The following is a 26085-nucleotide window of genomic DNA, read 5'->3' as shown; positions in this document are numbered from 1 at the left end:
CAAACGGGAGTAGACGCTGAGCTTCAAACGGGAGTAGACGCAGAACGGCCCCGCCCTCTCGTGCGAGGGCGGGGCCGTACGTCTTTCAGGCCGCGTGTTCGGTCTGCTTCTGCTCGACCGGCTTGCGGTGACGGCCGCGGGGGGCCGCCTGGGCCGCCTCGCCGTCGTGCTGCACCGAAACCGGACCCCGGTGCCGGCCGTGGCCGGTGGACTCCTGGACGTCGGCAGTGTGCTGGTTCGTGCTGGCGTCACTCATCGGAAAAACTCACCCCGTCAACATGATCTTTTGCTCACAGCCGGGCGAGTTTAACCGGCGGTCCGGGCCCCGAATCCAGGCAGGCACGCCAACCGCCACTACTTCGTTACAAGACGCCCCAACGGCGCTTCCTGAAGCGGCACAGGACGGAGCGCGACCGGGTTCGGAGGGTCCGGTTCCGACGGCCCGCCCGACGCCGTGTCCGACGCCGTGTCCGACGTCGACCCGGCAGCCGTACCGTCCCGGACCGGACCCTCCGCCCCCGCGTCCCCCGCCCTCCCCGTGTCCCCCGTGTCCCCCGCTTCCTCCGAGGGCGCCGGCACCCGCGCCAGCCCGCACGGCGCCTCGGCCGTCGCGTACGGCAGGTGCAGCATCCCGTCCCCGGTCCACAGCCCGGCTCCCGCCAACCACCCCTCGGGCGCCGGGAGATGATGCATCCGGCGCCGGGCGGGTCGCCACACGCCGACCCAGCTGCCAAGGGGGCCGTCGACCCGCAGCGCCACCGCGCAGCTCTCCGGCATCAGCATCTGCCCGGGCTGGATCGCGAACGGCGTGACCGCGCAGTCGGGCACCCGCAGGCACTCCGGGAAGCGCACCGGCAGGGTGCTGCCCAGGACACCCCAGCCCAGCCGGTTCTGCCCCGGCGAGGGTGCGTCCGACCGGATCAGCAGCAGTCCGCTGTCCGGGTCGGCGAGCAGCAGCCGGTCGTCGCTGTCCGCCGCGATCTGCAGCAGCGGCGAGACCTCGCCGCCGCGCTCCAGGTCCACCACGACGGTCTTCGTCCGGCCGCCGACCTCCCGGTCGAGGGCCAGCATCCGCCCGGCACGGTCCAGCCACACCCCGCCCGAACAGCGCCCCGGGATCTCCGCGAGGTGCTCAGGACCGAAGGCGCCGCCCGCCACCAGCCACACCGCGCTGGAGCGCCGGCCCACGGCGAGGCCGTACGCCCGCTCGCCGCCCGGCGCGGGCGGCAGCAGCCGCAGCCGGCTGCCCTCGTCCGGGCACTCGACCGCGCCCAGCGGCAGCTCGCCGGTGCCGGGGTCGGTCGGGTACAGGAGCGAGAAGATGTGCCGTCCGTCGGCCAGTCGCCGGATGAGGACCCGTCCGTCGCCCATCGGCTGGACCTCGGTGCCGGGCTCCTCCGGCTGGTTGCCGGGCAGCGGCACCGCGTACGGCTCGGGGCCGTCCAGCGTCCAGCGCTCCGGGAACCAGGAGTCGCCGTCCAGCGCGAGGCGGGCCGCGTAGGCGCCGTCCGCGGTGATGGTGCACTCCGGCCGCGCGGCACCATCCGCGTCGTCCGCCGCAGGCTCGATCGCACAGACCGTCATCGTCTGGTCACCTCCGGTGACGAAACTAGTTTTCGTACGCACGGACGTGGGCGGGCGGGCAGTCACTTCACACAAAGGGGTGGCCCAGGAACGATTCGCCTGAGGAACCCGGGGCGACTGTGCTGGGCGGGACCACCGACGGCGGCACCGGTTCAGCGGGGGAGTACGGGCAGGTAGCCTTTTGCTCGTGCCCCGTCTGTCTGAAGTCATCACCGCGCTGGAGAATCTGTGGCCCGCCGCGCGGGCCGAGTCCTGGGACGCGGTCGGCACCGTCGTGGGCGACCCCGACCAGGAGGTCACGCGCGTCCTCTTCGCCGTCGACCCGGTCCAGGGGATCGTCGACGAGGCGCTGAAGCTGGGCGCCGACCTGCTGGTCACCCACCACCCCCTCTATCTGCGCGGTACGACGACGGTCGCGGCCTCCACCTTCAAGGGCCGCGTGGTGCACACGCTGATCAAGAACGACATCGCGCTGCACGTCGCCCACACCAACGCGGACACGGCGGATCCGGGTGTCTCGGACGCCCTGGCCGGCGCGCTCGACCTTCGCGTCGTACGCCCCCTGGTGCCGGACCCGGCCGATCCGTCCGGCCGCCGGGGCCTCGGCCGCATCTGCGAGCTGGACCACCCGCTGTCCCTGAGGGACTTCGCCGCCCGCGCCGCCGAGCGGCTGCCCGCGACCGCGCAGGGCATCAGGGTGGCCGGCGACCCCGAGGCCGTCGTCCGCACCGTCGCCGTCAGCGGCGGCTCCGGCGACAGCCTGTTCGAAGACGTCCGCGCGGCCGGCGTCGACGCCTTCCTCACCGCGGACCTGCGCCACCACCCGGCGTCGGAGTTCATGGCGGATCGCGCCCACAGTCCCCTCGCGCTGCTCGACGCCGCGCACTGGGCCACCGAATGGCCCTGGTGCGAGCTGGCCGCCGCCCAGCTCGACGAGATTTCCGACCGCAACGGATGGGACCTTCGCGTCCACGTCTCCAAGACGGTCACCGACCCTTGGACCGCCCACGCGGCGTCCGCCCACCCGTCGCCCGCCACCGCCCCTCCAACGAGCGCTACGCGCGCCCCCTCTTCTGCCACCGAACCACTGGGAGCCCCCAACTGAACGCCGCGCCCGCCGACCAGATCCGCCTTCTCGACCTCCAGGACCTCGACGTCCGTCTCCAGCAGATCGCCCACAAGCGGAGGTCGCTGCCCGAGCACGCCGAGATCGAGGCGCTGACCAAGGACCTGACCCAGCTGCGCGACCTCCTCGTGGCCGCGCAGACCGAGGAGAGCGACACCGCCCGCGAGCAGATCAAGGCCGAGCAGGACGTGGACCAGGTGCGCCAGCGCGCCTCCCGCGACCAGCAGCGCCTGGACTCCGGCGCGGTCACCTCGCCGAAGGACCTGGAGAACCTCCAGCGCGAGATCGCCTCCCTCGCCAAGCGCCAGGGCGACCTGGAGGACGTCGTCCTCGAGATCATGGAGCGCCGCGAGTCCGCGCAGGAGCGGGCCGCCGAGCTGACCGAGCGGGTCGCCTCCGTCGAGTCGAAGATCGACGACGCGACGGCCCGCCGGGACGCCGCCTTCGAGACCCTCGACAGCGAGGCGGCGACCGCGACGAAGGAGCGCGAGGTCCTCGCCGGCGTGATCCCCGCCGACCTGATCAAGCTCTACGACAAGCTGCGTGCGCAGCAGGGCGGTGTCGGCGCGGCCAAGCTGTACCAGCGCACCTGCCAGGGCTGCCGCCAGGAGCTCGCGATCACCGACATCAACGAGATCCGCGCGGCGGCGCCCGACACGGTCGTCCGCTGCGAGAACTGCCGTCGCATCCTGGTGCGTACGTCCGAGTCTGGTCTCTAGGGCCTCGGTCTTCGGTCTTCGGTCCTCGGTCCTCGGTCCTCGGTCCTCGGTAAGGAGCTTTCAGCGTGCGCGAGTTCATCGTCGAGGCCGACGGCGGGTCACGGGGCAACCCGGGGCCCGCGGGCTACGGATCCGTGGTGATCGACGCGGCGACGGGGGAGACCCTCGTCGAGGCGGCCGCGTACATCGGCGTCGCCACGAACAACGTCGCGGAGTACCGGGGGCTGGTGGCCGGCCTGCGCGCGGCACATGAGCTCGACCCCACGGCCGAGGTCCACGTCCGCATGGACTCCAAGCTCGTCGTCGAGCAGATGTCGGGCCGCTGGAAGATCAAGCACCCCGACATGAAGCCGCTCGCGGCGGAGGCGGCACGGATCTTCCCGGCCTCCCAGCTGACCTACGAGTGGATCCCCAGGGAGCAGAACAAGCACGCCGACCGGCTGGCCAACGAGGCGATGGACGCGGGGAAGCGGGGGGAGCAGTGGTCGGCCGCGGCATCGACGGCGGAGCTGGACGCGCGGGCGGTGAGGGCGGCCGCTCTTGAGCCGTCGGGTCCGCCGGGGGACGCGGCTGAGGGCGCGGCACGGGCTCGGGCGGCGCTGGCCGCCCCCTCTTCTTCCCGCCGCGCAGCGGCGGAGTCTCCCGGCGGCGGAGCGGCGAAGACCGGCGTCGGTGAGGGCGCCGCGAAGGCCGACGCCGATGTGCGGGCCGCGCAGGTCGTCGCCTCGCCCGGGTGGGCGGCCGCCGACATGGGCGCGCCGGCCACCTTCGTGCTGCTCCGGCACGGGGAGACGCCCCTGACGCCCCAGAAGCGGTTCTCGGGGAGCGGCGGCAGCGATCCCTCCCTCTCCGACATCGGGCTGGAGCAGGCCGAGAGGGTCGCCGCGGCGCTCGCCCGGCGCGGCACCGTTCAGGACATCGTCGCCTCGCCCCTCACCCGTACCCGGGAGACCGCTGCGGCCGTCGCCGCCCTCCTCGGGCTCGAGGTGACCATCGAGGACGGCCTTCGCGAGACGGACTTCGGCGCCTGGGAGGGGCTCACCTTCGGCGAGGTGCGCGAGCGCTACCCGGACGACCTGACCAAGTGGCTGGCCGACCCGGAGGCGGAACCCACCGGCGGCGGCGAGAGCTTCGCGGCGACCGCCACCCGGATCGCCGCCACCCGGGACAAGCTGGTCGCGGCGTACGCGGGCCGCACGGTCCTGCTCGTCACCCACGTCACGCCCATCAAGACGTTCGTACGGCTCGCCCTCGGCGCCCCGCCCGAGTCCCTGTTCCGCATGGAACTGTCGGCGGCCTCGTTGTCGGCGGTGGCGTACTACGCGGACGGCAACGCCAGCGTCCGGCTCCTCAACGACACGTCCCACCTGCGCTGACCAGGGTGCGGCTGACCAGAGGGTGCGGCTGACTGGAGGGTGCGGCTGACTAGGGGGTGCGCAGGCCCGCCGCCGCGCGGGCCAGCTCCTCGATCCGCCCCCAGTCCCGCGCCGCCACCGCGTCGTCCGGGATCATCCAAGTACCGCCCACGCAGCCCACGTTGGGGAGCGACAGGTACTCAGGCGCGTTGGCCGGACCGATCCCGCCGGTCGGGCAGAAGCGGGCCTGGGGCAGCGGCCCGGACAGCGACTTCAGATACGCCGTCCCGCCCGCCGCCTGCGCCGGGAAGAACTTCATCTCCCGCACCCCGCGCTCCAGCAGCGCCACGACCTCGGACGTGGTCGACACCCCCGGCAGGAACGGCACGCCGGACGCCCGCATCGCCTCCAGCAGTACGTCCGTCCAGCCCGGGCTGACCAGAAAACGCGCCCCCGCCGCCACCGACTCCGTCACCTGCTCCGGCGTCAGCACAGTCCCCGCACCCACCACCGCCTCCGGCACCGCCCCGGCGATCGCCCGGATAGCGTCCAGCGCGACCGGCGTCCGCAGCGTCACCTCGATCGCGGGCAGCCCGCCGGCGACGAGAGCCCGGGCGAGCGGCACGGCATCGGAGGCGTCCTCGATGACGACGACGGGCACGACGGGGGCGAGGTCCAGGAGGGAGGGGGCCATGGCGTCATCCTGCACGTGGCATGCAGCATGCGCAAAGGGCGTTGCGCATGCTGCAACAAGCTACCGCGTGGGTGCTCAGTGCACCTCGTCCACCAGCACATCCAGCGCCCACGCGGCCCCCGCCCTTCCGGGCGCCGCCGCCTCCACCTCGTACCCCAGATCCCGCAGCGCCGTCACCAGCTCCGCCGGCCCCTTGGGCGAGATCCCGGCCGACAACAGACTCCGTACGATCCGCCCCTTCGTCGCCTTGTTGAAGTGGCTGACGACCTTCCGCGTCGGCGCGTGCAGCACCCGTACCGTCGCCGTCCGCCCGGCGAGCTCGCCCTTCGGCTTCCACGCGGCCGCGTACGCCGAGGACCGCAGGTCCAGCACCAGCCCGGCCCCGGCCGCCTCGGGAAGCGCCGCCGCCATCGCCGTACGCCAGTGCCCGCCCAGCGCCCCGAGTCCGGGCAGCTTCACGCCCATGGAGCAGCGGTAGGAGGGGATGCGGTCGGTCACGCGGACGGCCCCCCACAGCCCCGAGAACACGAGCAGCGAGCGGGCGGCGCGCTTCTTCGCGGCGGCGTCCAGGGTGGCCAGGCCGAGGGCGTCGTACAGCACCCCCGTGTAGATCTCCCCGGCGGGCCGCGCCCCCGCCGTCCGCAGCTCCACGTTCTTCGCGACCTCGCCCCGCAGCCCCTCGCTCAGCCCGAGCACCTCGCGCGCCTTGTCCTCGTCACCCACGCACAGCTCGACCAGTTCGTCGAGTACGGCCCCACGGGCGGCGGTGAGCCCCGGCAGCGACAGCGACTCCAGCTTCAGCGGGGCGCCGCGGCCGGAGGAGGCCTTGCCTTCGGAGGGCGGCAGCAGGACAAGCACGGGATCGATCTCCTTCGGTTGAACTCCGGAACAGCGTACGGCGTGCCCCTGAGCCGCCCCCGCCCTACGCTCGACACATGCCCCGCCGCCACATCCGCGTGTCCGGCGCCCCCGAAGCCCCCCTCCGGGCCGCCCTCACCGCACTGCGCACCGAACTCGGCGTGCCCGAGAGCTTCCCGCCCGAGGTGCTCGCCGAGGCCGAGCGGTCGACGAAGGCGCCCACCCTCCCTTCGTACGACGCCACCGACCTCCCCCTGTTCACCATCGACCCGCCCGCCTCCATCGACCTGGACCAGGCGATGCACCTGTCCCGGCAGGGCACCGGCTACCGCGTCCGGTACGCCATCGCCGACGTCGCCGCCTTCGTCGTACCCGGCAGGGCCGTGGACACGGAGGCCCACCGGCGGGTGACCACCCTCTACTTCCCCGACGAGAAGGTCCCCCTGCACCCGCTCGTGCTCAGCGAGGGCGCCGCCAGTCTCCTCCCCGGCCGGATCCGCCCGGCCGCGCTGTGGACGATCGACCTCGACGCGGACGGCCGCACGCTCGCCGTCGACGTCCGCCGGGCCCTGGTCCGCAGCCGCGCCAAGCTCGACTACGCGGGCGTCCAGAAGCAGATCGACTCCCGCACCGCCGAGGAACCGCTCGCGCTCCTCAAGGAGATCGGCGAGCTGCGGGAGGCGCTGGAGGTCGACCGCGGCGGGATCTCGCTCAACGTGCCCGAGCAGGAGATCGTCGACCGGGACCACACCTACGAGCTGACCTTCCGCGCCCCGCTCCCCGCCGACGGCTGGAACGCGCAGATCTCCCTGCTCACCGGAATGGCAGCGGCGGACCTGATGATCGCGAACGGCACCGGAGTCCTCCGCACCCTCCCCGCCGCCCCCGACGATGGGGGTCCCCCCGCTCGAGCGAAGCCGAGAGTGGGGGACGTCGGCCGCCTCCGCCGTACCGCCCACGCCCTGCACATCGACTGGCCGCACCACGTCTCGTACGCCCAGCTCGTCCGCTCCCTCGACCCGCACCGCCCGCACCACGCGGCCTTCCTCCAGGAATGCACGACCCTCCTGCGCGGCGCCGGCTACACACCCTTCCGGGACGGCGAACTCCCGGACATCACCACCCACGCCGCCGTCGCCGCCCCCTACGCCCACTGCACGGCCCCCCTGCGCCGCCTCGTCGACCGGTACACGTCGGAGCTCTGCCTCGCGGCCGCCGCCGGCCAGGAACCGCCCGAGTGGGTCCTCGCCTCGCTCGACGTCCTGCGCAAGGAGATGGCCGACGGGGGCCGGCGCGCCGGGGCCGTCGAGCGCGGGTGCGTCGACATCGTCGAGGCCGCGCTGCTCAAGGACCGGGTGGGGGAGGTCTTCGACGGATGCGTGGTGGACGTGGAGGAGCGTCAACCCAGCGTCGGTACCGTGCAGTTGGAGTCCCCGGCGATCATCGGCCGGATCGAGGGCGGCGGAGCCGCGCTGCCGCTGGGGGAGCGGTTGCGGGTACGGCTCACGCGGGCAGATCCGGCACCGGACGCCCAGGGCTCCCAGGCGAAAGTGCGGTTCGCGCCTGCCTGACCGCGCGTACGAGACCGTCGGCGTCCTCGGCGTGGAAGCGGACGAGATGGACGTCCCGGCGGCGGCCGAGGAACGTCAAGTGCGATACGGGCTCGGCAAGTTCGAGCGTGACGGAGGTCTGGGCGCCCACGGCGAGATCGAGTTCGCCCTCGGTGGGCTGGTGGCTGGCCCGCAACTCACGGCGTACGTCCGCGATCTTCTCCAGCGGTACGCGCAGATCCACGTGCACCGCCCGGCGGATCCGCAGCGAACCGGCGTCCAGCACATGCGGCCGGACCACGTTCGCCGCGTGCAGCCCGACGACGAAGAGGATGGTGTAGAGGTCCAGGGCGAGCCACAACCGGTGCACGGCCGGGTAGTCGCGCAGCAGCACGGACATCGTCAGCGTCTCGACCACGCACACGAACGCGAACCCGAACATCACCGCGCCCTGCCCGCGGGCGTACCCGAAGGCCCGCCCGCCGTCGCCGGTGCCGTGGGTCCTCCGGCCCGCCCACAGCACAAGACTCACCAGCATCCTCAGCTCGTGCCGGACGAGCCCCCCCACGGTCCTCATCCTCATCGGTCCCTGCCCTCGGTCAGGATCTTCAAGGTCCGGCGGATCGCCTCGGCCTGCGCGGGCGCGAAGTCCGCGTAGAAGGCGCGGAGGAAACTGCCGTCGTGATCGATGTCGGCGGCCTCCGGCAGCAACTCGGCGGGCAGACAGTCGGCGATGGCGTGGGCGGCCTCGTCCACGCGAGGGTCGGACGGGTCGGCGTCGGCGAGCGCGTCGAGCAGCGCGTAGGCGGCACGGGCCCGCTCCACGCCCCCAGGGGTGGTGAAGGTGCTGCCCAACAGTCCGATCAGCTGCTCCCGGGCCTCCGGCGTCGCCGAAGTGTCGATCAGCGCGAGGATCTCGCGGTCCTTGGCCGCCATGGGCGAGTCGGAGACGTCCCCCACCTCGCTGAACAGCGCGGCGAGCTCGGGCGAGACGGGCCCCTCGGCAGGCAGCGAGCCCTGCTGGATGAGCCCGCGCAGCCGGGCACGCTGCTCCCGGATCGCCGCCTCCTGCCGGGCGAGATCCTCGTCGAGCTCGGTGAGCACCTCGACGAGATCCTTCCCGGCGTCCTCGGCAAGCGCGTCCCGCACCTCCGCGAGCCCCAGCCCCAACTCGGTCAGCCGCCGGATCCGGGCGAGCACGACGGCATGCCGCAGCGTGTAGTCCCGGTAGCCGTTGCCGAGCCGCTCGGGCTCCGGCAGCAGCCCCAGGTGGTGGTAGTGCCGCACGGTCCGTGTCGTGACACCCACGGCCGCGGCGAGTTCTCCGATCCGCATGGGACCAGTACAAACGCTGACGTCGCGGCAGGGTCAAGGACGCGGGCCGGCACTTTCCCGAACCGGTGATCTTCCGCAGTTCCGTTCCGGTGAGCTACTGAACCGGCATTGCATGGATGCCATGTCACTGGATCCGATCACACGGAAGCTCCTGCTGGACTGGTTCGTCGACCTGGACACCCCCGAGGGCCTTCGAGCGGAACTCATCGAGGGAGAGTTCGTCATGACCCTGGTGCCGGACGGGCACCACGAGCACTGCATCAGCCGGACCGTGCGCCAGGTGTATCGGAGATCCCCAGCCGACATGGAGTTCTCGGCAAACAAGGGCCTGCTGTTGCAGAGTGCGGACGGCTGCCCGCCGGATCACGTGATCCCGGACGGCACGTTCGCCTCGAAGGAGCTGCAGCTGTACCGAGGAACCGATCCCTGGATGCCTTGTGAAGGAGTCGCCCTGGTGCTGGAGGTGACGTCTGAGGTGACGTCCTTCAAACCGCAGACCGACCGCGAGACCAAACGCCGCTGCTACGCCCGCGCTGGCATCCCCCTCTACCTGCTGGTTGACCGCGAGGCCTCGTGGACCACACTGTTCAGTGACCCGGCGTCGGGCGACTACCGGGAGGTCTGCGCCGCCGCCTTTGGCAAGCCGCTCACCCTCCCGGAACCCTTCGCCTTCGACCTGGACACGTCGGACTTTCTCTGAGCTCTCCGGCGTTCCACCACAGGACGACGGCAGGGGCGACGCATGGTAAGGGGGCGACGCGTGGAGCAGGCACGATGGACCAGGGCACGCCTAGGCCGCTGCGGCCCTCCCCTCGACCTGCTCACCGCCCGCTTCGACCGCCACGTCTACGCCTCGCACACGCACGAGCAGTTCAGCATCGGCATCTGCGTCGACGGCTCCGAGGTCATCGACTACCGCGGCGACCACCTCCGCCCCGGCCCGGGCTCGATCGTCGTACTGGCCCCCGGCGAAATGCACACAGGCCGCCCCGCCGCGTCCGACGGCTACGCCTACCGCGCCCTGTACCCCGACCCCTCCCTCCTCACCGAAGGCACCCTCGGCGACGGCCTCCCGTACTTCCGCGAGCCCCTCCTCGACGACCCCGAACTGGCCACCGCCCTCAGCCGCGCCCACACCGAACTGAGCGTCTGCCCCGACCCGTTGGAGACCGAGTCCCGCCTCCCCTGGCTGCTCACGGCACTGGCCCGCCGCCACTCCACGTCCCGCGCTTCTGACGACGCGCTCCCAGGCGCCGCGCACATCGCCCACGCCGTACGGGACCGCCTGGCCGACGAGCTCCTGGAACCCCCCTCCCTCGCTCTGCTCGCCGCCGAGCAGGGCTTGTCCCGCTACCAACTCCTCCGAGCCTTCCGTACGGCGATGGGGATGCCCCCGTACGCCTGGCTGGCGCAGCACCGGGTACACCGGGCCCGCGGACTACTGGACTCCGGCCTGAAGCCGGCCGAGGTCGCGAACCTGGTGGGCTTCGCGGACCAGGCCCACCTCACCCGCTGGTTCCGGCGTGTACTGGGCGTGACCCCGGCGGCGTACCGCAACAGCGTTCAAGACGGCCGCCGCTGACCTGGCGAACATGGCCGCATGACTGCACGCGGCTGGTTTCTGTTCTCCCTGATGGGAGTGGTCTGGGGCATCCCCTACCTGATGATCAAGGTGGCGGTGGATGCCCCGCTGTCCCCGTCGATGGTGGTGTTCACGCGTTGCGCGCTGGGCGCGGCCCTGCTCCTGCCCTTCGCGATACGACAGGGCGGCCTGCCCACCACCGTCCGGACCCACTGGCGCCCGATGCTGGCCTTCGCGTGCATCGAGATCATCGGCCCCTGGTGGACCCTGACCGACGCGGAACGCCACCTGTCCAGCTCGACAGCGGGCCTGCTGATCGCCGGCGTCCCGATCGTGGGGGTGGCCCTGGCCCGCTTCTTCGGAGACACGGAGAGGCTGGGGGTAAGGCGGGCAATCGGCCTCGGCCTGGGCTTGACCGGCGTCGGAGTCCTCACGGTCCCGCACCTGACCGGCGGCGACGCCCGCTCCCTCGCGGAGGTCCTGGTGACGGTGATCGGCTACGCGACCGCCCCCCTGATCGCCGCGCGCTACCTGAAGGACGTCCCGACCCTCCAGCTCATCGCCCCCTGTCTGGCCCTCGCGGCCCTGGTCTACGCCCCGGCGGCGGCGGTGACCTGGCCGTCGACGATGCCCTCCCCCTCGGTCCTGGCCGCGCTGGCCACCCTGGGCATGGTCTGCACCGCGGTCGCCTTCGTGGCCTTCCTGGAGCTGATCAAGGAGGTCGGCCCGACCCGCGCGACGGTCTTCACGTACGTCAATCCGGCGGTCGCGGTGGCAGCGGGCGCGATCTTCCTGGACGAACGGCTGACGGCGGGCATCGTGGCGGCGTTCACGCTGATCTTGGCGGGGTCGGTGCTGGCGACGTCGTCTGGTCCGGGGGCGTCCACCGGCCCGGTGCTGCGTCACCCAGGTCGACGCGGCCTCGCACAGCGACTCCGCCGCGGGCCGGACCCCCAGCCGGACAGAGGCGAGGCCCGCGCCCGGTAACATGGTCCACACGGCAGACGAGCCGGGCGGACGGCCGCGTGAAGTCCCTCAGGGGCCTTCCCGAGGAACGTCCGGGCTCCACAGGGCAGGGTGATGGCTAACGGCCACCCGGGGTGACCCGCGGGAAAGTGCCACAGAAAACAAACCGCCCAGCGCTCCGGCGCTGGGTAAGGGTGAAACGGTGGTGTAAGAGACCACCAGTGCCCAGGGTGACCTGGGCAGCTAGGTAAACCCCACCCGGAGCAAGGTCAAAAGGAGCCGCCCTAAAAAGCGACTCTGCGCGGACGTTCGAGGGCTGCCCGCCCGAGTCCGCGGGTAGACCGCACGAGGCCGGCGGCAACGCCGGCCCTAGATGGATGGCCGTCTCCCCGGCCGCCGCGAGGCGGTCGGGCGACAGAACCCGGCGTACAGCCCGACTCGTCTGCCGCTCTTTATTTCCTCATGTCAGAGCTATGTTTTGCAGTTGAGCAAACCCTCCGGGTCGCATTTCGGTCGAATTCGTCTTCTCGTATTGACCGACGCGTCCAATCCGCGAAGGGGTACAGATCTTTAACCGTGGAGAGGCGTGACGGCCTGAGGTGGGGCGCGCTATGCGGAGCGATGAGGTATCCGATGGCGGTGGGCCGACGGCCGAGGAGCGGGCTTGGCGTGGACAAGTCCAGCTCGCAGCGCTCGACTTGATCGAAGCCGTCCAGCGACGGAGAGGTGGCCCGGCGTTCAGGGCGGCTCGGATGTCGGCGAACCGCCGGGCCCGCGCCCAGGTCCGCGAACAGGTCTGGGCGTTTCCGCGTGGACCTCACCGCCGAGACGGAGCAGAGCGCCCCCGACCTGTGGCTGCCACAGGCCAGGAAAGCCCTGCTCGGCGACGGCCGGACCTGGCCGGACCACCCCCGTGAAACCCCCGCCGAGCTCAAGTCGTTCCGCCGTGCCTTCGCCCGCCTGCACACCCACATCGGCCACCAGATCGGCGGCCACGCCGTACCCGTCCAGGGCCCGGTGGAGTACGACATCGCGCACGGGACGCTCGGCAACAGGCATGCGTGGGGCGACCACCCCTGGACCAGGAAGCCGAACGATGGGTACTGCTCGCCCAGTTCGACAGCGACAGCGACGCGAAGATGGAGTGGGGCGACGTGGGCACCCTTTACTGGCTCATCCGCCCCGAGGACCTCGCCGCCCACCGCTTCGGCCAGGTCCGGCTGACCGTGCAGTGCTAGCCGGCTTTGACCGCACGTGCCAGTTCGCCGACTCTTCCGGCAGACCGTTTCCACGCGGGTACGACCCGCCACGCCTCTTCACCTGCGGAGTGCAGTCTTCCTGGCAGCAATGAGGACCCTGATCTTGCCTGTCGTCCCAGGTCAATGGCACTCATGGCTTCCTTGTTCAGCTCCAGACGTCACCCCACGCGAAAGCGCGAGGCTAGGCACCACCACTGACAATCACGTTGGAGCGGGCGATGTCTCGTGCGCCGTGGGGCCGCTCTTGGGGTAGGCAACTGCTCGACACGTCCCGCCTCTTGAGCAAGATGCGGGACGCACGGCCAAGGCGCCGCCCGTAGGTCACGGGCAAATAACGTTGTTACCGCACCACAGGTGATGCAAGATCGCCGGCTAGATGTTCTGTCCCGGGAGGTTGTGGACGGTGAGGCAGGTCTCGGCTGAGGGATCTTGAACAGGTGAGGGCCTTTCGAGTTCGGTGTGGATTGCGACGTCGACACCGACCGAAAGGCCCTCGTGTCCCACCGTAATGCACCCCTGACCGAGACCGGACGACTGCGCCTGGCCCGTTGCGTGGTCGAGGACGGCTGGCCCCTGCGCCGGGCTGCCGAACGCTTCCAGGTCTCGCCGACCACCGCCCAGCGCTGGGCCGACCGCTACCGGACGTTCGGCGAAGCAGGCATGAGCGACCTCTCCAGCCGCCCGCGTACCAGCCCGCGCAGGACGCCGACCCGCACCGAGCGGCGCATCATCAAGGTCCGTGTCCTGCGCCGCTGGGGACCGGCCCGCATCGCGCACCTGCTGCACCTGGTGCCCTCGACCGTTCACCGTGTGCTGACCCGCTACGGCCTGGCCCGCCTCACCCACCTGGACCGGGCCACCGGCCGCGTCATACGCCGCTACGAACGTGAACGTCCCGGCGAGCTGGTGCACGTCGACATCAAGAAGCTCGGCAACATCCCCGACGGCGGCGGACACAAAGTGCTGGGCCGCCAAGCAGGACGCAAGAACCGCCCGAACGCCGGCTACAGCTACCTCCACACCGCCGTCGACGACCACTCCCGACTGGCCTACAGCGAGATCCACGCGGATGAGAAGAAGGAGACCGCCACCGGCTTCTGGACCCGTGCCCAGGCGTTCTTCACCCAGGCCGGCATCACGGTCGAACGGGTCCTGACCGACAACGGCTCCTGCTACCGCTCACGAGACTGGCGCGACCTGCTCACCGCAGCCGGGATCACCCACAAGCGCACCCGGCCCTACCGGCCGCAGACCAACGGGAAGGTCGAACGCTTCAACCGCACCCTGCTCGACGAGTGGGCCTACGCCCGCCCCTACCACTCAGAGACCGAACGACGCCAAGCGTTCCCCGACTGGCTGCACACCTACAATCACCACCGCGGACACACCGCGCTGAAAGGCCAACCACCCGCCAGCCGCGTCCCCAACCTCTCAGGGCAATACAGCTAGAGCAGTCCGACGAGCCTCGCTACGGCTAGCACTCCGACGAACGTCGCGCCGCAAGCGACCCCTGCGCCCATGAGGAACACTAGGCGCAGTGTCCCGTCCCCACTTTGCAGCGCTTCCCGAATGATTCGCATCCAGCTTTTGCGCATCTGAATTGCCCTCCCCTTTTTTATTTCATTCGTCGACAGCTATTGCTTCAGAGCTTGGTCAGAAGAGGTTAGTTAGTCTAACTAACTAAATTCAGCCTGTATTCCGCCCTCGTTTTTGACTCTGAAGATAGTTTGCAGTCAAGGGAGTTCGCCTAGTGGCCTGCTTTACCCTTTTGTTACCTATATGTGACCAATGTGCAGGTATCTGCTGCCACCGGTGCCGGAAGGGTCCCGTGCGTAGCCGCGCACCATTGAGGAGCAGTCCGGTCGGCCCCGGACCATGCCCGGGGCCGACGTCGTCATACTGCGTGCCGCGCGGTTCCGGGCCGCCCCTCGGAACCGAGGGCGGCAACCAGAGCCAACAGATCGGCCCACCTCCATACGCGCCGGCCGTGCTTGTCCTCGGGCACGGGCGGTCGGGGCCTCCTCGAGGACGGTGTGCAGGATGAGCTCGTCGGCGCAGTACGGGCACGGGTGATTCGGTAGAGGGGTGGCGCGCGCGTGGAGGCCGAGGGTTCGTAGCGGTCGGCCCTCGGCGATCCGCGCGGTACGCCGTGCCTCGTGCAGCAAGTGCGGGGGCAGGGGAGCGAACGGCGGTGCGGAGGGGGTGCCGTCGAGCTGCTGCTCGGGCTCGGTGTCCTCGTCGAGCACACGTCCCTCGACCCATACGCACGTGAAGTGCAGCCCGTGCGCCCGTGATCCGGCCGCGTCCCGCGCGTCTGTGCGCCGGGGTTCTGGAACTGCCACCGTCGAGGGTCGTCGCGCCGGGGGTGCTGGACGGCGGCGGCGAGGGTGTCGGCGAGGGCGAATACCTGTCTCTCGATGGCGAGGCCAGTGTCGAGCGCGTCGAGGTTGGCCGGGGCGGGGTGCTCGCGTAGTACGAGCGGGGCTCGGTCCTCGACGAGTAGTTGCTCGTCGTCGGTGGCGCGCAGGGTGTGCGCGAGCTGCCGCGGTGGCCAGACGTCCGCGGGCGGGGTCTCGATGGCGAGCAGCAGCTCGGCCCACCGTTCCCGGGCGCTGCGCAGAGCGGCGACGGTCTCGTGTACGGCGGTGGCGTAGTTCATCGGCGCTGCTCCTGTTCGGCGCGTTCGTGTGTGGCATGTCGGTGACTGCGGACGTGCCGCACACGAATGGCCTTGGCTCATCAGCCGGTTGTCGGTGTTCGCGGTGGCCCGGAAGTGGATGAATGCGGGTTTCGTCGCGTTGGCGGCGAACCGCTGCACGTGTGTGTGCCGGCGAGCTGCGCCCGGACATCGTCGCGCTCGGCCTCAACTTCGGTGATGCACTGCTTTTTTGGGCCAGAGGGCAGACGTTCCCTGACGGTCGCCGAGGTGCTTCGTGAGCGAGGGGTGGCCTAGGGGTGGCCACGTGCGCAGCGAGCGTGCAGAGGGGGCGGTGGCCACGGAGCGACGTGCGCAGTTGCTGTCCGCTGTCAGCCTTGTTGTGGGCATCCGACAAGAGTCCGGCACCGATGCGACCACAGCGGACGTCGACCGACGCTGGCAGCAGTTGGTCTGGGATTGCCGGAGACGGGTTAAAGAGCCGTCACCACCGGCGGCGTTCCAGAACGGAGAAGCCTTCGGCGGCCAGCAAGTCTTCCCACTGGCGTGTCAGTGGACGCGCCCATGCAGTGTCCACTCCCTGGGCGTAGGCCAGCAACCCGTCGACGTGGTGGATGAACCCCTGCAATGAGCTGAAACCGATGTGTTCGACGTGGGCAGCGAATCCGAACTTCTCCGCCCCGCGGATGTGGTCCTCCAGCCTCTTTCTTGTTTGCCGTGGCAGACGCACCTCGTCGCCGTCCACCAGGAGGCCGAGAACGATCTTCCGTGCCCCGGGCGGGACAACACGGGTCTTCTTGCGATGCAATGTGAAGGGCGTGGCGGCCACAGCCTGTGTGATCTCGGCGACGCAGCGGGTCAGCGTCGGACGCTCGAAACGCCGGAACGTCGAGAAGGTCATGTCATCCGCGTAGCGGGTGTACGTCAGGTCATAGTGTTCGGCCAGCGCGGCAAGCGTCTCGTCCAGCGGGCGGGCCACAACATTGGCCAAGGCCCCGCTGGTAGGGGCGCCTTGAGGCAAGCGGCCCACTCTCGGCGTCCTGTAGGTGTCGATGGTCTGGTAGGAACTGCCGGAGTAGGGCCACTCCACGACCCAGGGGACCCGGGTGCACAGACGAGCGATCTCGAAGGAGATGAGCTTGTTGTAGCCGGCGGCATGCACCACCGCCTGGACGGCTCTCTCGTTGATGGAGGGGAAGAAGTTGTGCAGGTCGAACTTCAGTAGCCATGTGGCGCCGAGGTGGCGTTGGGCGCACTGCACGGCTGAGCGGCCCTGCTGGTAGGCGTAGCTGGCCTGGTGGGGCGTGAGCCGTCCGAAGATCTGGTGCAGGAGCCAGCGTTGGACGTTCATCAGGACGGGGTCCGGTGCAGCGATGGTGCGTGTCTTGCCGGTCTCACGCTTGGGGCGGGAGAACTCCGTGTAGGGGTCGCGTCGGCGCTGGACGATTTCCCGCAGGTACAGATAGTGCACCCCGGTCAGATGCGCGAGGTGAGCCAGTGTCAGCACCGGCGTCAGGCCCCTGGCGTCAAGGCGCCGCATCTGGGACAGGGCCTCGTCGATGACTTCCGGCGCGACACCGCGTTGTAGCCCCTGCCTTCGGTAGCGTGCGGGAGAGTCGATGACGTCCTACCTTCGGTGTCATCCCGCTAGGTCCTTGAGCTGCGCGCACCAGGCGCACGTAGGGGCACCAGCGCATCTCAAGGCTCAGGCGTACGACAGCTTGTCCACAGCATGCAGCCACCGGCCACAGCCTGGCCTTCAAATGAAGGCCGTTGTCTCGGCGATTACCTCGCCGATTACGCTAGGGCCACCGGCTCTCCCGCAGAGAGTGAGGATAGTAGGGCTCCTGGCTGCCCTGCAATTGCTGAAGTACGCGGCGGGGCTTGGCCTTGGCCGCCCGCAGTTCTGCCCATCCGGCATCCGTCAGACGTCTCTGAGCGTCGATCAGTCCCCAGCTACGTATCTGCACGATGACTTCTTCGGCGGTGGGCACGGACACCGACACGGCGCGGGCCAGTTGCTCGGCATGACGGTGTCCCGCGGCGAGGTGCCCCAGAATCTCGGCCAGGTTGCGGACCCCGCTGCGGTAGTGGGTGCGGATTTCGCCCGCATATGCCAGGCGCTGCTGACCCAGTGCGCGTAGTCCTCGTGCCCGGTCGTGCGCCGGCGCATATCCGACGAGTTCCTGCATGAGGTCCGGTGGTGCGGTGCGGTGTTGGAAGAACGGCGCCCAGCCATCGGGGCGCCGCGACGGTCCTCTTCGCTGCCGGAGAATGGACGGCAGGTTGTTGGGCACGGTGTGCTCGAACACGGCCAGCCCTTGACTACCTTCCCAGCCCAGGCCCTCCCCCTCGCGCCGTGCGTACTTCTCGCACAGTGTCCGGATGCGGCTGCGCTCGGCATCGTTCCACTGGGCGGAGGCGAAGTCCATGCCGTGCCGCACCACCCAGATCTCGTCGTAGAGGCCGCTCTTGCGCAGGCGGCGCAGCCCAGAGGCGGAGGCGGTGAACAGGACCAGGTACAGCTTGACCAGTTTCAGGGACTTCCAACTGCGGATGGTCTTGTTGCGCAGCCAGGTGCGGGCATACTCCTCGCACTCGCGTCCCGAGCCGGCCTGGTCCGATACGAACACCAGGCTGCGTACCCGATGCTGTCTGAGGATGCAGAGTTCGGTGGCGTCACGGATGTTCACGCGGGGGACCAAGCTGCGTCGTACGGCGCCGATGATGTTCTGGACGACCAGTTCACTGCCCATGCTGCTCGCGCTGGAGACCACTGGCGTCACGTGGTCGTGGAACATCGTGCCGGGAGGGTCGTAAGACTGGACGCTGTACAGGGCTGCTGGTGTCTCGATGTGTCCGTCGGCCAGGACAGCGGCCAGGCGTGCGAACAGGTCCTGCCGGAACATGGTTTCGGAGACGAAACAGAGGCTGTTCAACAGCAGTTGAGCTGTCTCGACGTCCCCAGGGGCGAAGTTCTTCAGCCACTCGATCCCCTGGCGAGTCTCGCTCGGCCGTGGTGGTACGTACTGGGTGTGCATCCCGCTTCCCGCTCTCCTGCTGGTGGGTCTCGCTGCCTCAGTGTGCCGTGGTCGGGCCACGCCGTACGCCTCCCGCGCACCACAAGGAGGGGTCAAGGCCCGGCCCGCGGGAAGGTGCGCAGACACCGTCCGCACCCCGACTGTGCAGATCCATGAATGGTCGTGAAGCCGGGTTCGCATCGCCCGACCAACGATGCGCAATCACCACGCACTTGGTGCCACGCAGGGTGTGGCAGACCTGTGGAGGGCCCGTTGGTTGGGGCGACCATGCGCACGACCACGGCAGGTAGGTGGGCGGCTGCGCAGACTCCTTTTCGCCTGCGTGCGCCGACTGCGCAGCCGTCCACTTCGTGCTGCGCATGCGGTGCGCGCTCGGTGCGCAGTTGGTTGCGCATCGCTGTGGTCAGGGCCATGGTCGGGGTTTCGGGGTTGTGGTCGGTCCATGGTCGGGGCTGCGTAGGCCGTCTACGTATGGGGCGACCAGCTCCAGGCGACCCCGCGATCGGGGTCCTGGACGGGGTGCCACACGGGCTCGGAGGGGCCTTTGGTGCGCAGGTCTGCCAGCGCCGCGGCCAGGACGGGGACGGTGTGCAGGAAGAGGGGCAACGCCAGGCCTTTGGCGGCCGCGTGCAGGGCGCGGATGCGGGTGGTGATGCCGGCGGGGCCGGTGCCGTCCAGGACGAACAGCAGGCGGGGGAAGAGCGGGTAGTGCCGCCGCCATGCTTCCTGCCCCGGCTCCTGCTCCGGGGGCTGCCGCCGCTGCCCCGGGGAGGTGGGCACGTAGTCGTGGAGGCGGGCGTAGGCGGTGAGCTTCGCGGCCAGGCGTTCCGGGCCCATGGTGGCCCGGTCGACCTCGACGAACGCCCGCAGCATCGGCCCGTCGCCGCCCTCACGGCCGCGCCGGTAGTACATGAGCGCGTCGGGGATGACGGCGTCACCGCCTCCGATGGGGTGGTAGACCTCGGGGATCCAGTCCAGCGGTCGGCACAGTTCGCCGCGGCGTCGGGCGTCCTCGAGGAAGACCAGTGCGGTCTCGGTCACCGTCAGCGAGTGCCCGACCCGCAGCCGTGCGGCAGTCGGATCGGACACTGCCTTCGGTGGCCGCCGGCCGCGCAACTCGGGCCACTCGCAGGCGACCTGCACGCCGTACGAGGTGGGGAACCACACCCGCAGCCGCCCGGCCCTGGGCAGGGTGATGCGGTCGATCAGCCCCTCCTCGCGCAACTTGGCCAGCCTGCGCCGAGTCTGCTCGCTGCGCACTCCCGGGGCGATCACCCGGTGCATCTGCTCGGTGGTGGCCATCCGGTACTGCACCAGCACCGCCAACGCCAGCCGATCGCCACTGCCCGCGTCCACGTCCGTCATCGCCGGCCCGCCTCTCCTGTACAGGGCGGCACCGTCCGGTACGGCGCCGCGCGTACCGGCCACGGCAGCAGCCGACCCCGACCACACCTGCGACCATGAGGGCCCGACCACGGTCACGATGCGACAACACCGCCTTCGACCGGGCCGACACCTGCGTTGACATCCCCGCCGACATCTGCCCGCTCCTCTCCGAGCCGGGGCGGCATATCCGCAGGTCACCATGCCTCGTCGGCGTGGTCGGCTGCCCGACATCCCCCTCTGCACACCCCCGCGCTCGCCCCCACAGCAGAAGAAAAACAGGGGACGGCGGGCGAACGGGCGGGTGGGTGCCGCCGGGGGATCGGGGCCGCCGTTGGGCAGGTTGCGCGTCGGCGGCCGCCTCCGCGCTCGTGCGCCGCGACAACCCGGCGCACACCAGCATCACCGCCAGAGCCTGGGGCGTGGAGCGGGGATGCAGGGGAATCTCCAGACCCGTCACCTGGACGAGCGCGTCGCACTGACGCATGGCTCAGGTGGCGCGTCACGTACCGGAACGGCCGGGCTGTTGCCGCATGACGTCCACGTTCCACCCGCGCGACGGCTCAGGGTGCAAGGTCAGCGAGGAGGGTGTCGAGGACGGCCTCTTCCTCGATGCGCACCCCGAGTTCGGTCAGGGCCGGGGACAGGTCGGGATCCCACGCGGCGTTGGCCGGGGTGCCGGTCAGGGGTGGGGCCAGGGGTGTGGCGGCGGCCGCGGTGCGGTAGTCGGCTGCGGTGTAGCGCCAGGGCTGCCAGGGGACGCGGCGCAGCAGGGCGTCGGCGATGCGCAGGCCGCCCCAGTCGAAGTCGCCGTGGTAGCGAAGTGTGGAACCGTGGCTGTGCAGGTGGCGCAGCAGGGTGAGGGCGGCGGCCGAGGGCTGGCCCTGGAGGCAGACCAGAGCCGGGCAGGCGGGGCCGTGGATGTCGGCCGCGGTGGCCAGGACGGTCGGGTTCTCGCACACGTACACGACCGCAGGTGCCGTGCTCGGCGGGCTGTGGGTGAGCTGGCGCAGCGTCAGGACGGCCGGTTCGCCCGTGTCGGTCATCCAGTCCAGAGCAGCGGTGCCCTGCAGACCCAGGGTGAGGACGGTGGAGGACAGAGCGTCCCTGAGCAGGCCGGCCGAGGCCCAGGCCTCGCGGCGCCATTCGGTTCCGCTGCCGTCCGGGAAGCCGGTGAGGGCGCGTACGCCGGACAGGACAACGGTGGCGAGTGGTGTTGTGTCGTCGAGGGCGTGCGCGTCGCCCAGAGTGTTGTTGGCGAAGGCGGGCAGCGACACGGCCGGGTCGGCGGGCAGCGCCCGCAGGGCTGTCGTGGCGTCGATGAGCAGGGTCTTCGCTGCTTGGGGGGTGCGGGCGAGGCGGCGAACGAGGCCGTCTTGGCGCAACCGGTCGGACCACTCGGACAGTTCGGACCCCAGCGTGGCCAGTGAGGCGTACGCATTCTGCCAGGCGTTCGCCTCCTGTTCGCGCACGTCGGTGAGCCGGGCGATCGGACCGGTGAGGGCGATCACGGCTGCGGCGAGGCCGGGGCTGATGCCGGAGCGGCGCAGCACGGCGTCCACCGCGTCGAGGCGCACGGTCAGCGAGCGTCCGGCGCCTGGACTGCGGCCCAGCAGGCGTTCGGCGGCGCCGCGCTCGGCGGTGGTGGGGGCGGTCAGCGTGACCGGGCCGGTGAGGGGTTCGTCCCGCTCCATGCGGCGTCGGACGCGCTCGACCAGCCAGGCGAGGTCGGGGTCGCCGAGCAGGCGGCCGAGACGGTCGCGATCGACGCGCGCGCCGGGTTCCCCGGGGGGCGAGGGCTGCCCGGGCGTGCTCATGCCCACAGCACGTCCTGGTCGGGGTCGCTGCCGTCGGCCGGCGCGGGCCCGGGGGCCGCCGCGCCGACCGCAGTGGCCGAAGGCGCCGCCTGGACGGGGAGTACCGCCAGGCGGTGGTCCGGTTCGGTGCCCCGTACGCGCTCGGTCCCGTCCCATTCCCAGCGGCTCACCAGGACCGCGGCGATCTCGTCGACGCGGGAGAGTTGGGCGATGGCGATGCCGGGGACCTGGGGGTAGCAGGCCCATTCGCGTTCGCTGGTCATCACCACGTCCAGGTCGAAGGCATGCAGCAGGCCCAGGCACTTGGCCCGCGAGTCGTCGTCCACGCCCGCGAACGCCTCGTCCAGGGTGACCAGACGCGGGGCGTCGGGTGCGGCCGTGGCGTAGTGCGAGGAGGCGGCGGCGAACAGGGGTACGGACACGGCCAGGACCCGTTCGCCGCCGGAGGCGGGGCCGGTGGCCGGAACCCAGGTGCCGTGCTGGTGGCGTTCGATGCCGAACTCGTGCCAGGAGCGGTAGTCGAGCGCCGCGGTGAGCACCTCCAGCCAGCTGCCTGCCGCGTCGTCGGACTGCCGGCGGGCGATCTCGGCCTGCAGGAATTCGCCGACCGCCGCCCGGTCCTCGGGCGCCCAGGCGTCCGCGGACTGGCGCAGGCGTTCGCGGGCCTGGGCCAGTCCGGCGGGTGCCTTGCGGGAGGGGCGCCACATCAGTCGCAGTTTCATGCCGGTGGACGTGGGCCGCTCCTGAAGTTCGGCGTTCATGGCCCGCACCTGCCGCTCGGCGGCCGCGATCAGTTCCTGAAGGGTGCCGGCGACTTCGGTGAGCAGGTGGGTTTCGAGGATCTCGCGTTCGTGCGCGGACAGGATGCGCGCCAGTTCGGTCACCTCGGTGGCGAGGGCCGCGGCCAGTTCGGGCACGGTCCGCCGGCGGCCCTGGTAGACGATGTCGACGACCATGCCGTCCTCGACCATGCGGGCGGTGGCGCTGTGGCCGCCGCGGGAGAGGGCGTCCTGGAGTTTTTTGTACTCCTCGCTGAGCCGTTTTTGTACGCGTTCCCAGGCGCCGTCGGAGTCGTCGGTGCCGGACGGGCCCGACAGCTGCGCCTCGATGGCGCGGGCGAGCGCGACGGCCGGGGTTGCGGCCCATGGTCCGCCGTCCAGCGGGGGCACGACCGTCTCGGGCAGGGCGACGGTCAGCAGGCCGGTGGCCGCGAACCGCTGGAGCGCGGCGATCGCCTCGGCGCGGGAGGCGGCGGCCTCGCGTACGTCCTTCTCCAACTGCTCGATGCGGCCCTCCGCATGGCCGACGCGCCGACCGGCGGCGGTGTGCTCCTGGCGGGAGATGCGCTGATCGCGCTCGCACGCGGCCAAGGCCTCGGCGGTGGCGGCCAGGCGCCGCTCCAGCTCCGCGACGGCGGCGCCGACGGTGGAGCGCAGGGTGGTGTGGCGTTCGTCCGCGGCGGCCGCGAAGCGGGCCGAGTCCTCGGCCCGCAGGGCCAGTTCGGCCACCCGGGTGCCGGCTCGCTCGGCTTCCGCGCGCTCGTCGGCGACCGTGCGCCCGGCGTCGGCGCGCTCGCGCAGGGCGGGCCACAGGGCGGCCAGGACGGCGGTGTAGTCGGCCAGCGCCTGGCGGACAGCGGCCAGTTGCGGCCGGTCGGCGGGCAGGTTCACGGCAGCTGCCGTGTCGGTGAGTTCGGTGGCGGACTCGGCTTCCTGCCCGGCCGCCGCGGCCAGTTCGGCGGAGCGTTCGTCCTGGCGGGCGCGGGCGCGGTGGGCGGCGTCCGCGGCGGCCGCGGCCAGCGCGTGCGCGTGGCGCAAGGCGGCGTCGTCGGGGATGGCGGCCAGTTCGGCGTCCAGGGTGCGGCGGCGCCGGACCACCGTGGCCCGCTCGGCCTGCAGCTGGTCCGACTGGTGTGCCAGTGCCTCGAGTTCGCCGTGCAGGACTGCGATCCGGGCCCGGCGCGCCTCCTCGCGGGCGCCCTCGCCCACGTACACGGCGGCCTGCTTCGACCAGCTGCCGGTCAGTGCTCCGACGTGGAAGCGGCCGTCCGCCGCCACCCAGGTGTCGCCGCCGGAGCCGAGACCCACGGCGGCCAGAAGGCGGGCCACCGTCTGCTCGCCCACTGCCATGGCACGCGCGTCACCGTGGTCCACAGCCGGGCGCAGCACATCGGCAAGCACCGGCCCGGCGAGCGCGGCGCCCGGCGACAGCAGAATGTCGTGCCCGTCGGCGGACACGGCGGTACCGTCCGGGCACACCCAGGCATCCAGGAGACCGGAGGCCTCCAACGCCGCCTCCAGGCCCGCGCGTTCAGCGGCGGTGACGTGGTCGTGGAAGTCGACCAGACGCCACAGCGGCGCCCCGGGGGCCTGGTGGCGGACGCCGGGAGTACGCGTGTGGGGTGCCGTGGGACCGCGCTGGCCGCCCGCCTCCAGGCCGGCCAGCTCCCGCTCGGTCTCGGCGCGCCGGGCATGTAGTTCGGTCAGCCGTTGGCCGAGGGCGGCCGTCTGGTCGGCCAGGTGCGCGGCCCTGGCGCGATGGGCGTCGGCGGTGTGCACGCGCGCGGGTGAGGGGCCTTGGAGGTGTGTGACCCACTCCTGCAGACCGTCCAGCAGGCCCGCCGGATCCTGGGGCGCCAACTCCTCACAGGCATCGAGGTGTTCGCGTACGGCGGCGACCAGTTCCCGGCCCGCCTCGGCCGCTACGGCCTCCGCCTGGGCGTGCCGCTCGGCGGTGTGCCCGGCCTCGGTCTGCGCCTCATCCAGGCGGCGGGCGGCGGCGCGCCGCTCGGCGGCGGCCTGCTCGGCGCGCGTCGCCAGTTCCTCCACGTGGTCGAGGGTGCGCCGCCTGCGGGCCACCGACTCCTCGGCCGCGTGGCGCAGTTCGGTCTCCGGCGCGCCTTCGGTGCGCAGATCACCGTCGAGGCGGGCGGCGCAGGCCGCCTCCCGTTCGCGGACGAGTGTGTCCGCGACCTGCTGTTCGGCTGCCGCGAGCCGCCTGTCGGCGCTCTCGAGGCGGTCCAGGGCGCGGGTGTGGACCTGGGCGGCCTGCTCCCGGTCCGCCTCGGCGCGGGCCTGGTCGTCGGCGGTGCGGCGGGCGTCGGAAGCCGCCTGCTCCAGCTCCCGGGCGCTGCGCATCTCCGGGCCCTCGCGCAGCGCAGCCTCCTGCGCCGTCAGCCGTGTGGCACTCTCCTCCAGTTCCGCGATCCGTCCGGCGATCCGCTCCCTGTCCTCCTCGGCCTGCGACCGCTCGCTCTCGGCCTGCACGAGGTCGCGGTTCAACTGTTCGTAGCGGGCGTGTTCGTGGCGGGGGAGCCGGGCGCGGCGGCGGGTGGCGACGCGGGCGTAGCGGCGGTAGTGGTCCAGGAAGGCGGCGGCGGCCCGCTCGGCCTCGGTGGCCGCCCGTAGCTCCTCCTTCTCCTCGTCCAGAGACCGGAACGCCTCGGCCACGTCGGCGATCACCGCCTGGTCCATGGGTGGGAGCGACTCGGTCAGCGCACGCGACAGTGCCGCCTCGTTGGGCCGCTTCGACAGCTGCGGCTGGCGCAGCTGGATGAGCAGGTCCACCAAGGCCGCGTACCGTCGCTCACCGAGCCCGAACAGCGCCTCGTCGACGCCCCTGCGATACGCGGTGGCGGTGTCGTACACCATGCCGTGCCCGGCGACAGCTTCCGCGAGCCGGTCCCGCGACAGCGCGGTGCCGGTGGTGTCGAGCAGACTGAGTTCCTCCCCGATCCGCTGGTCGGTGACGGCGTACCAGTGGCGGGCGATACCCCGCCCCGCCACCGCCTTCAGCCCGCAGGCCAGGGTGAGGAAGTGGTCCTGGCCGGCGGCGTTGTCCTTACTGTCCCGGCGGCCGAACTCGATCCAGGTGTAGCCGAGCCGCTCGGGGTGCGGGTGCTGCCCGCCCAGCAGCAGGTTCCACTCCATGCGCTTGCCCGGGTCGGCGTCGGGCTCCACGCGCCGCGCGGACAGGTCGCCGTCCAGGAGGAAGGGCAGAGTGAGGGCGAGGACCTTGGACTTGCCGGTGCCGTTGTTGCCGCGCAGCAGCAGCCGTCCGTCCCGGAACCAGAACTCCTCGGTGTCGTAGTAGAAAAGGTCGACCAGGCCAATACGCAGTGGCCGCCACCGGCCAGGTGCGGGAGTGGGCAGGGCGGTCAC

At 71.3% G+C, this 26085-nt stretch carries 21 protein-coding genes and 1 other RNA gene; 10 read left to right on the top strand and 12 right to left on the bottom strand.

Annotation, left to right across the window (positions count from 1 at the left end):
• Positions 1 to 85: 85 nt before the first annotated feature.
• Positions 86 to 256: a hypothetical protein gene (locus QFZ76_RS16415; RefSeq protein ID WP_307674442.1), complete on the bottom strand. Its 171-nt coding sequence runs from the start codon at positions 254 to 256 to the stop codon at positions 86 to 88.
• A gap of 98 nt (positions 257 to 354) precedes the next feature.
• Positions 355 to 1584: a hypothetical protein gene (locus QFZ76_RS16410; RefSeq protein WP_307674441.1), complete on the bottom strand. Its 1230-nt coding sequence runs from the start codon at positions 1582 to 1584 to the stop codon at positions 355 to 357.
• A 187-nt stretch (positions 1585 to 1771) separates the two neighbouring features.
• Here QFZ76_RS16410 and QFZ76_RS16405 point away from each other — a divergent pair, with 187 nt between their 5' ends.
• The 3 genes from QFZ76_RS16405 (at position 1772) to QFZ76_RS16395 (ending at position 4805) form a co-directional block, all read left to right on the top strand.
• Positions 1772 to 2689 (top strand): Nif3-like dinuclear metal center hexameric protein, encoded by a 918-nt coding sequence (locus QFZ76_RS16405; RefSeq protein ID WP_307674440.1) that lies wholly within the window; start codon positions 1772 to 1774, stop codon positions 2687 to 2689.
• Positions 2686 to 3429 carry a zinc ribbon domain-containing protein gene (locus tag QFZ76_RS16400; protein WP_307680027.1) on the top strand — a complete coding sequence of 248 codons (744 nt, stop codon included), beginning with the start codon at positions 2686 to 2688 and terminating at the stop codon, positions 3427 to 3429. The genes QFZ76_RS16405 and QFZ76_RS16400 overlap by 4 nt, the downstream gene beginning before the upstream one ends.
• Before the next feature lie 65 nt (positions 3430 to 3494).
• A complete protein-coding gene (locus tag QFZ76_RS16395) occupies positions 3495 to 4805 on the top strand; it encodes a bifunctional RNase H/acid phosphatase (RefSeq protein WP_307674439.1) in 1311 nt (436 codons plus the stop codon).
• 49 nt (positions 4806 to 4854) lie between these two features.
• Here QFZ76_RS16395 and QFZ76_RS16390 read toward each other — a convergent pair whose 3' ends face one another.
• Positions 4855 to 5478 (bottom strand): bifunctional 4-hydroxy-2-oxoglutarate aldolase/2-dehydro-3-deoxy-phosphogluconate aldolase, encoded by a 624-nt coding sequence (locus tag QFZ76_RS16390; RefSeq protein WP_307674438.1) that lies wholly within the window; start codon positions 5476 to 5478, stop codon positions 4855 to 4857.
• A gap of 75 nt (positions 5479 to 5553) precedes the next feature.
• Positions 5554 to 6336, bottom strand: a complete 783-nt coding sequence (gene yaaA, locus QFZ76_RS16385) for a peroxide stress protein YaaA (protein ID WP_307674437.1) — start codon at positions 6334 to 6336, stop codon at positions 5554 to 5556.
• Positions 6337 to 6413: 77 nt separating this feature from the next.
• Here yaaA and QFZ76_RS16380 point away from each other — a divergent pair, with 77 nt between their 5' ends.
• The gene (locus QFZ76_RS16380; RefSeq protein WP_307674436.1) at positions 6414 to 7907 is read left to right on the top strand and encodes an RNB domain-containing ribonuclease; all 1494 of its coding nucleotides are present in this window, start codon (positions 6414 to 6416) and stop codon (positions 7905 to 7907) included.
• On the opposite strand, the gene QFZ76_RS16375 is transcribed toward QFZ76_RS16380, so the two are convergent.
• Positions 7840 to 8463 (bottom strand): hypothetical protein, encoded by a 624-nt coding sequence (locus QFZ76_RS16375; protein ID WP_307674435.1) that lies wholly within the window; start codon positions 8461 to 8463, stop codon positions 7840 to 7842. The genes QFZ76_RS16380 and QFZ76_RS16375 overlap by 68 nt on opposite strands.
• 2 nt (positions 8464 to 8465) lie before the next feature.
• A complete protein-coding gene (locus QFZ76_RS16370; RefSeq protein WP_307674434.1) occupies positions 8466 to 9221 on the bottom strand; it encodes a MerR family transcriptional regulator in 756 nt (251 codons plus the stop codon).
• 112 nt (positions 9222 to 9333) lie between these two features.
• On the opposite strand from QFZ76_RS16370, the gene QFZ76_RS16365 reads away from it, so the two are divergent.
• The 6 genes from QFZ76_RS16365 (at position 9334) to QFZ76_RS16340 (ending at position 14477) form a co-directional block, all read left to right on the top strand.
• Positions 9334 to 9921, top strand: a complete 588-nt coding sequence (locus QFZ76_RS16365; protein WP_307680026.1) for a Uma2 family endonuclease — start codon at positions 9334 to 9336, stop codon at positions 9919 to 9921.
• Between the two features lie 42 nt (positions 9922 to 9963).
• Positions 9964 to 10803, top strand: coding sequence for an AraC family transcriptional regulator (locus QFZ76_RS16360; RefSeq protein WP_307674433.1), 840 nt, complete (start codon positions 9964 to 9966; stop codon positions 10801 to 10803).
• A gap of 18 nt (positions 10804 to 10821) precedes the next feature.
• Positions 10822 to 11790, top strand: a complete 969-nt coding sequence (locus QFZ76_RS16355; RefSeq protein ID WP_307674432.1) for a DMT family transporter — start codon at positions 10822 to 10824, stop codon at positions 11788 to 11790.
• A gap of 18 nt (positions 11791 to 11808) precedes the next feature.
• Positions 11809 to 12214, top strand: an RNA gene (gene rnpB / locus QFZ76_RS16350) — RNase P RNA component class A.
• Between the two features lie 616 nt (positions 12215 to 12830).
• Complete coding sequence (locus tag QFZ76_RS16345) at positions 12831 to 13007, top strand: DUF1963 domain-containing protein (protein ID WP_307674431.1); 177 nt, start codon at positions 12831 to 12833, stop codon at positions 13005 to 13007.
• A gap of 516 nt (positions 13008 to 13523) precedes the next feature.
• A complete protein-coding gene (locus tag QFZ76_RS16340; RefSeq protein ID WP_307674430.1) occupies positions 13524 to 14477 on the top strand; it encodes an IS481 family transposase in 954 nt (317 codons plus the stop codon).
• A gap of 445 nt (positions 14478 to 14922) precedes the next feature.
• Here QFZ76_RS16340 and QFZ76_RS16335 read toward each other — a convergent pair whose 3' ends face one another.
• The 6 genes from QFZ76_RS16335 to QFZ76_RS16310 all read right to left on the bottom strand — a co-directional run bounded on the left by QFZ76_RS16335 (position 14923) and on the right by QFZ76_RS16310 (position 26085).
• Positions 14923 to 15687 (bottom strand): hypothetical protein, encoded by a 765-nt coding sequence (locus QFZ76_RS16335; RefSeq protein ID WP_307674429.1) that lies wholly within the window; start codon positions 15685 to 15687, stop codon positions 14923 to 14925.
• Positions 15688 to 16168: 481 nt separating this feature from the next.
• A complete protein-coding gene (locus tag QFZ76_RS16330; protein ID WP_307674428.1) occupies positions 16169 to 17224 on the bottom strand; it encodes a reverse transcriptase family protein in 1056 nt (351 codons plus the stop codon).
• 262 nt (positions 17225 to 17486) lie between these two features.
• Complete coding sequence (locus QFZ76_RS16325; protein WP_307674427.1) at positions 17487 to 18725, bottom strand: hypothetical protein; 1239 nt, start codon at positions 18723 to 18725, stop codon at positions 17487 to 17489.
• A 465-nt stretch (positions 18726 to 19190) separates the two neighbouring features.
• Positions 19191 to 20090 carry a replication-relaxation family protein gene (locus QFZ76_RS16320; RefSeq protein ID WP_307674426.1) on the bottom strand — a complete coding sequence of 300 codons (900 nt, stop codon included), beginning with the start codon at positions 20088 to 20090 and terminating at the stop codon, positions 19191 to 19193.
• 581 nt (positions 20091 to 20671) lie between these two features.
• Entirely contained in the window at positions 20672 to 21925 is a 1254-nt protein-coding gene (locus QFZ76_RS16315; protein ID WP_307674425.1) for a TIGR02679 family protein, read from the bottom strand.
• The gene (locus QFZ76_RS16310) at positions 21922 to 26085 is read right to left on the bottom strand and encodes a TIGR02680 family protein (protein ID WP_307674424.1); all 4164 of its coding nucleotides are present in this window, start codon (positions 26083 to 26085) and stop codon (positions 21922 to 21924) included. Before QFZ76_RS16310 ends, QFZ76_RS16315 begins: the two co-directional genes overlap by 4 nt.

This window comes from Streptomyces sp. V4I2 (assembly GCF_030817655.1).
GTDB classification, from domain to species: domain Bacteria; phylum Actinomycetota; class Actinomycetes; order Streptomycetales; family Streptomycetaceae; genus Streptomyces; species Streptomyces plumbiresistens.
Note: the sequence above shows the minus strand (reverse complement) of the source record. Positions and strands in the feature narration are given on the sequence as shown.

Bases quoted from the DNA above. Each gene is read 5' to 3' on its own strand.
- QFZ76_RS16415 (WP_307674442.1), bottom strand. From the start codon at position 256: ATGAGTGACGCCAGCACGAACCAGCACACTGCCGACGTCCAGGAGTCC.
- QFZ76_RS16410 (WP_307674441.1), bottom strand. From the start codon at position 1,584: ATGACGGTCTGTGCGATCGAGCCTGCGGCGGACGACGCGGATGGTGCC.
- QFZ76_RS16390 (WP_307674438.1), bottom strand. From the start codon at position 5,478: ATGGCCCCCTCCCTCCTGGACCTCGCCCCCGTCGTGCCCGTCGTCGTC.
- QFZ76_RS16380 (WP_307674436.1), top strand. From the start codon at position 6,414: ATGCCCCGCCGCCACATCCGCGTGTCCGGCGCCCCCGAAGCCCCCCTC.
- QFZ76_RS16375 (WP_307674435.1), bottom strand. From the start codon at position 8,463: ATGAGGACCGTGGGGGGGCTCGTCCGGCACGAGCTGAGGATGCTGGTG.
- QFZ76_RS16370 (WP_307674434.1), bottom strand. From the start codon at position 9,221: ATGCGGATCGGAGAACTCGCCGCGGCCGTGGGTGTCACGACACGGACC.
- QFZ76_RS16365 (WP_307680026.1), top strand. From the start codon at position 9,334: ATGGATGCCATGTCACTGGATCCGATCACACGGAAGCTCCTGCTGGAC.
- QFZ76_RS16360 (WP_307674433.1), top strand. From the start codon at position 9,964: ATGGTAAGGGGGCGACGCGTGGAGCAGGCACGATGGACCAGGGCACGC.
- QFZ76_RS16355 (WP_307674432.1), top strand. From the start codon at position 10,822: ATGACTGCACGCGGCTGGTTTCTGTTCTCCCTGATGGGAGTGGTCTGG.
- QFZ76_RS16335 (WP_307674429.1), bottom strand. From the start codon at position 15,687: ATGAACTACGCCACCGCCGTACACGAGACCGTCGCCGCTCTGCGCAGC.
- QFZ76_RS16330 (WP_307674428.1), bottom strand. From the start codon at position 17,224: ATGCGGCGCCTTGACGCCAGGGGCCTGACGCCGGTGCTGACACTGGCT.
- QFZ76_RS16325 (WP_307674427.1), bottom strand. From the start codon at position 18,725: ATGCACACCCAGTACGTACCACCACGGCCGAGCGAGACTCGCCAGGGG.
- QFZ76_RS16320 (WP_307674426.1), bottom strand. From the start codon at position 20,090: ATGACGGACGTGGACGCGGGCAGTGGCGATCGGCTGGCGTTGGCGGTG.
- QFZ76_RS16315 (WP_307674425.1), bottom strand. From the start codon at position 21,925: ATGAGCACGCCCGGGCAGCCCTCGCCCCCCGGGGAACCCGGCGCGCGC.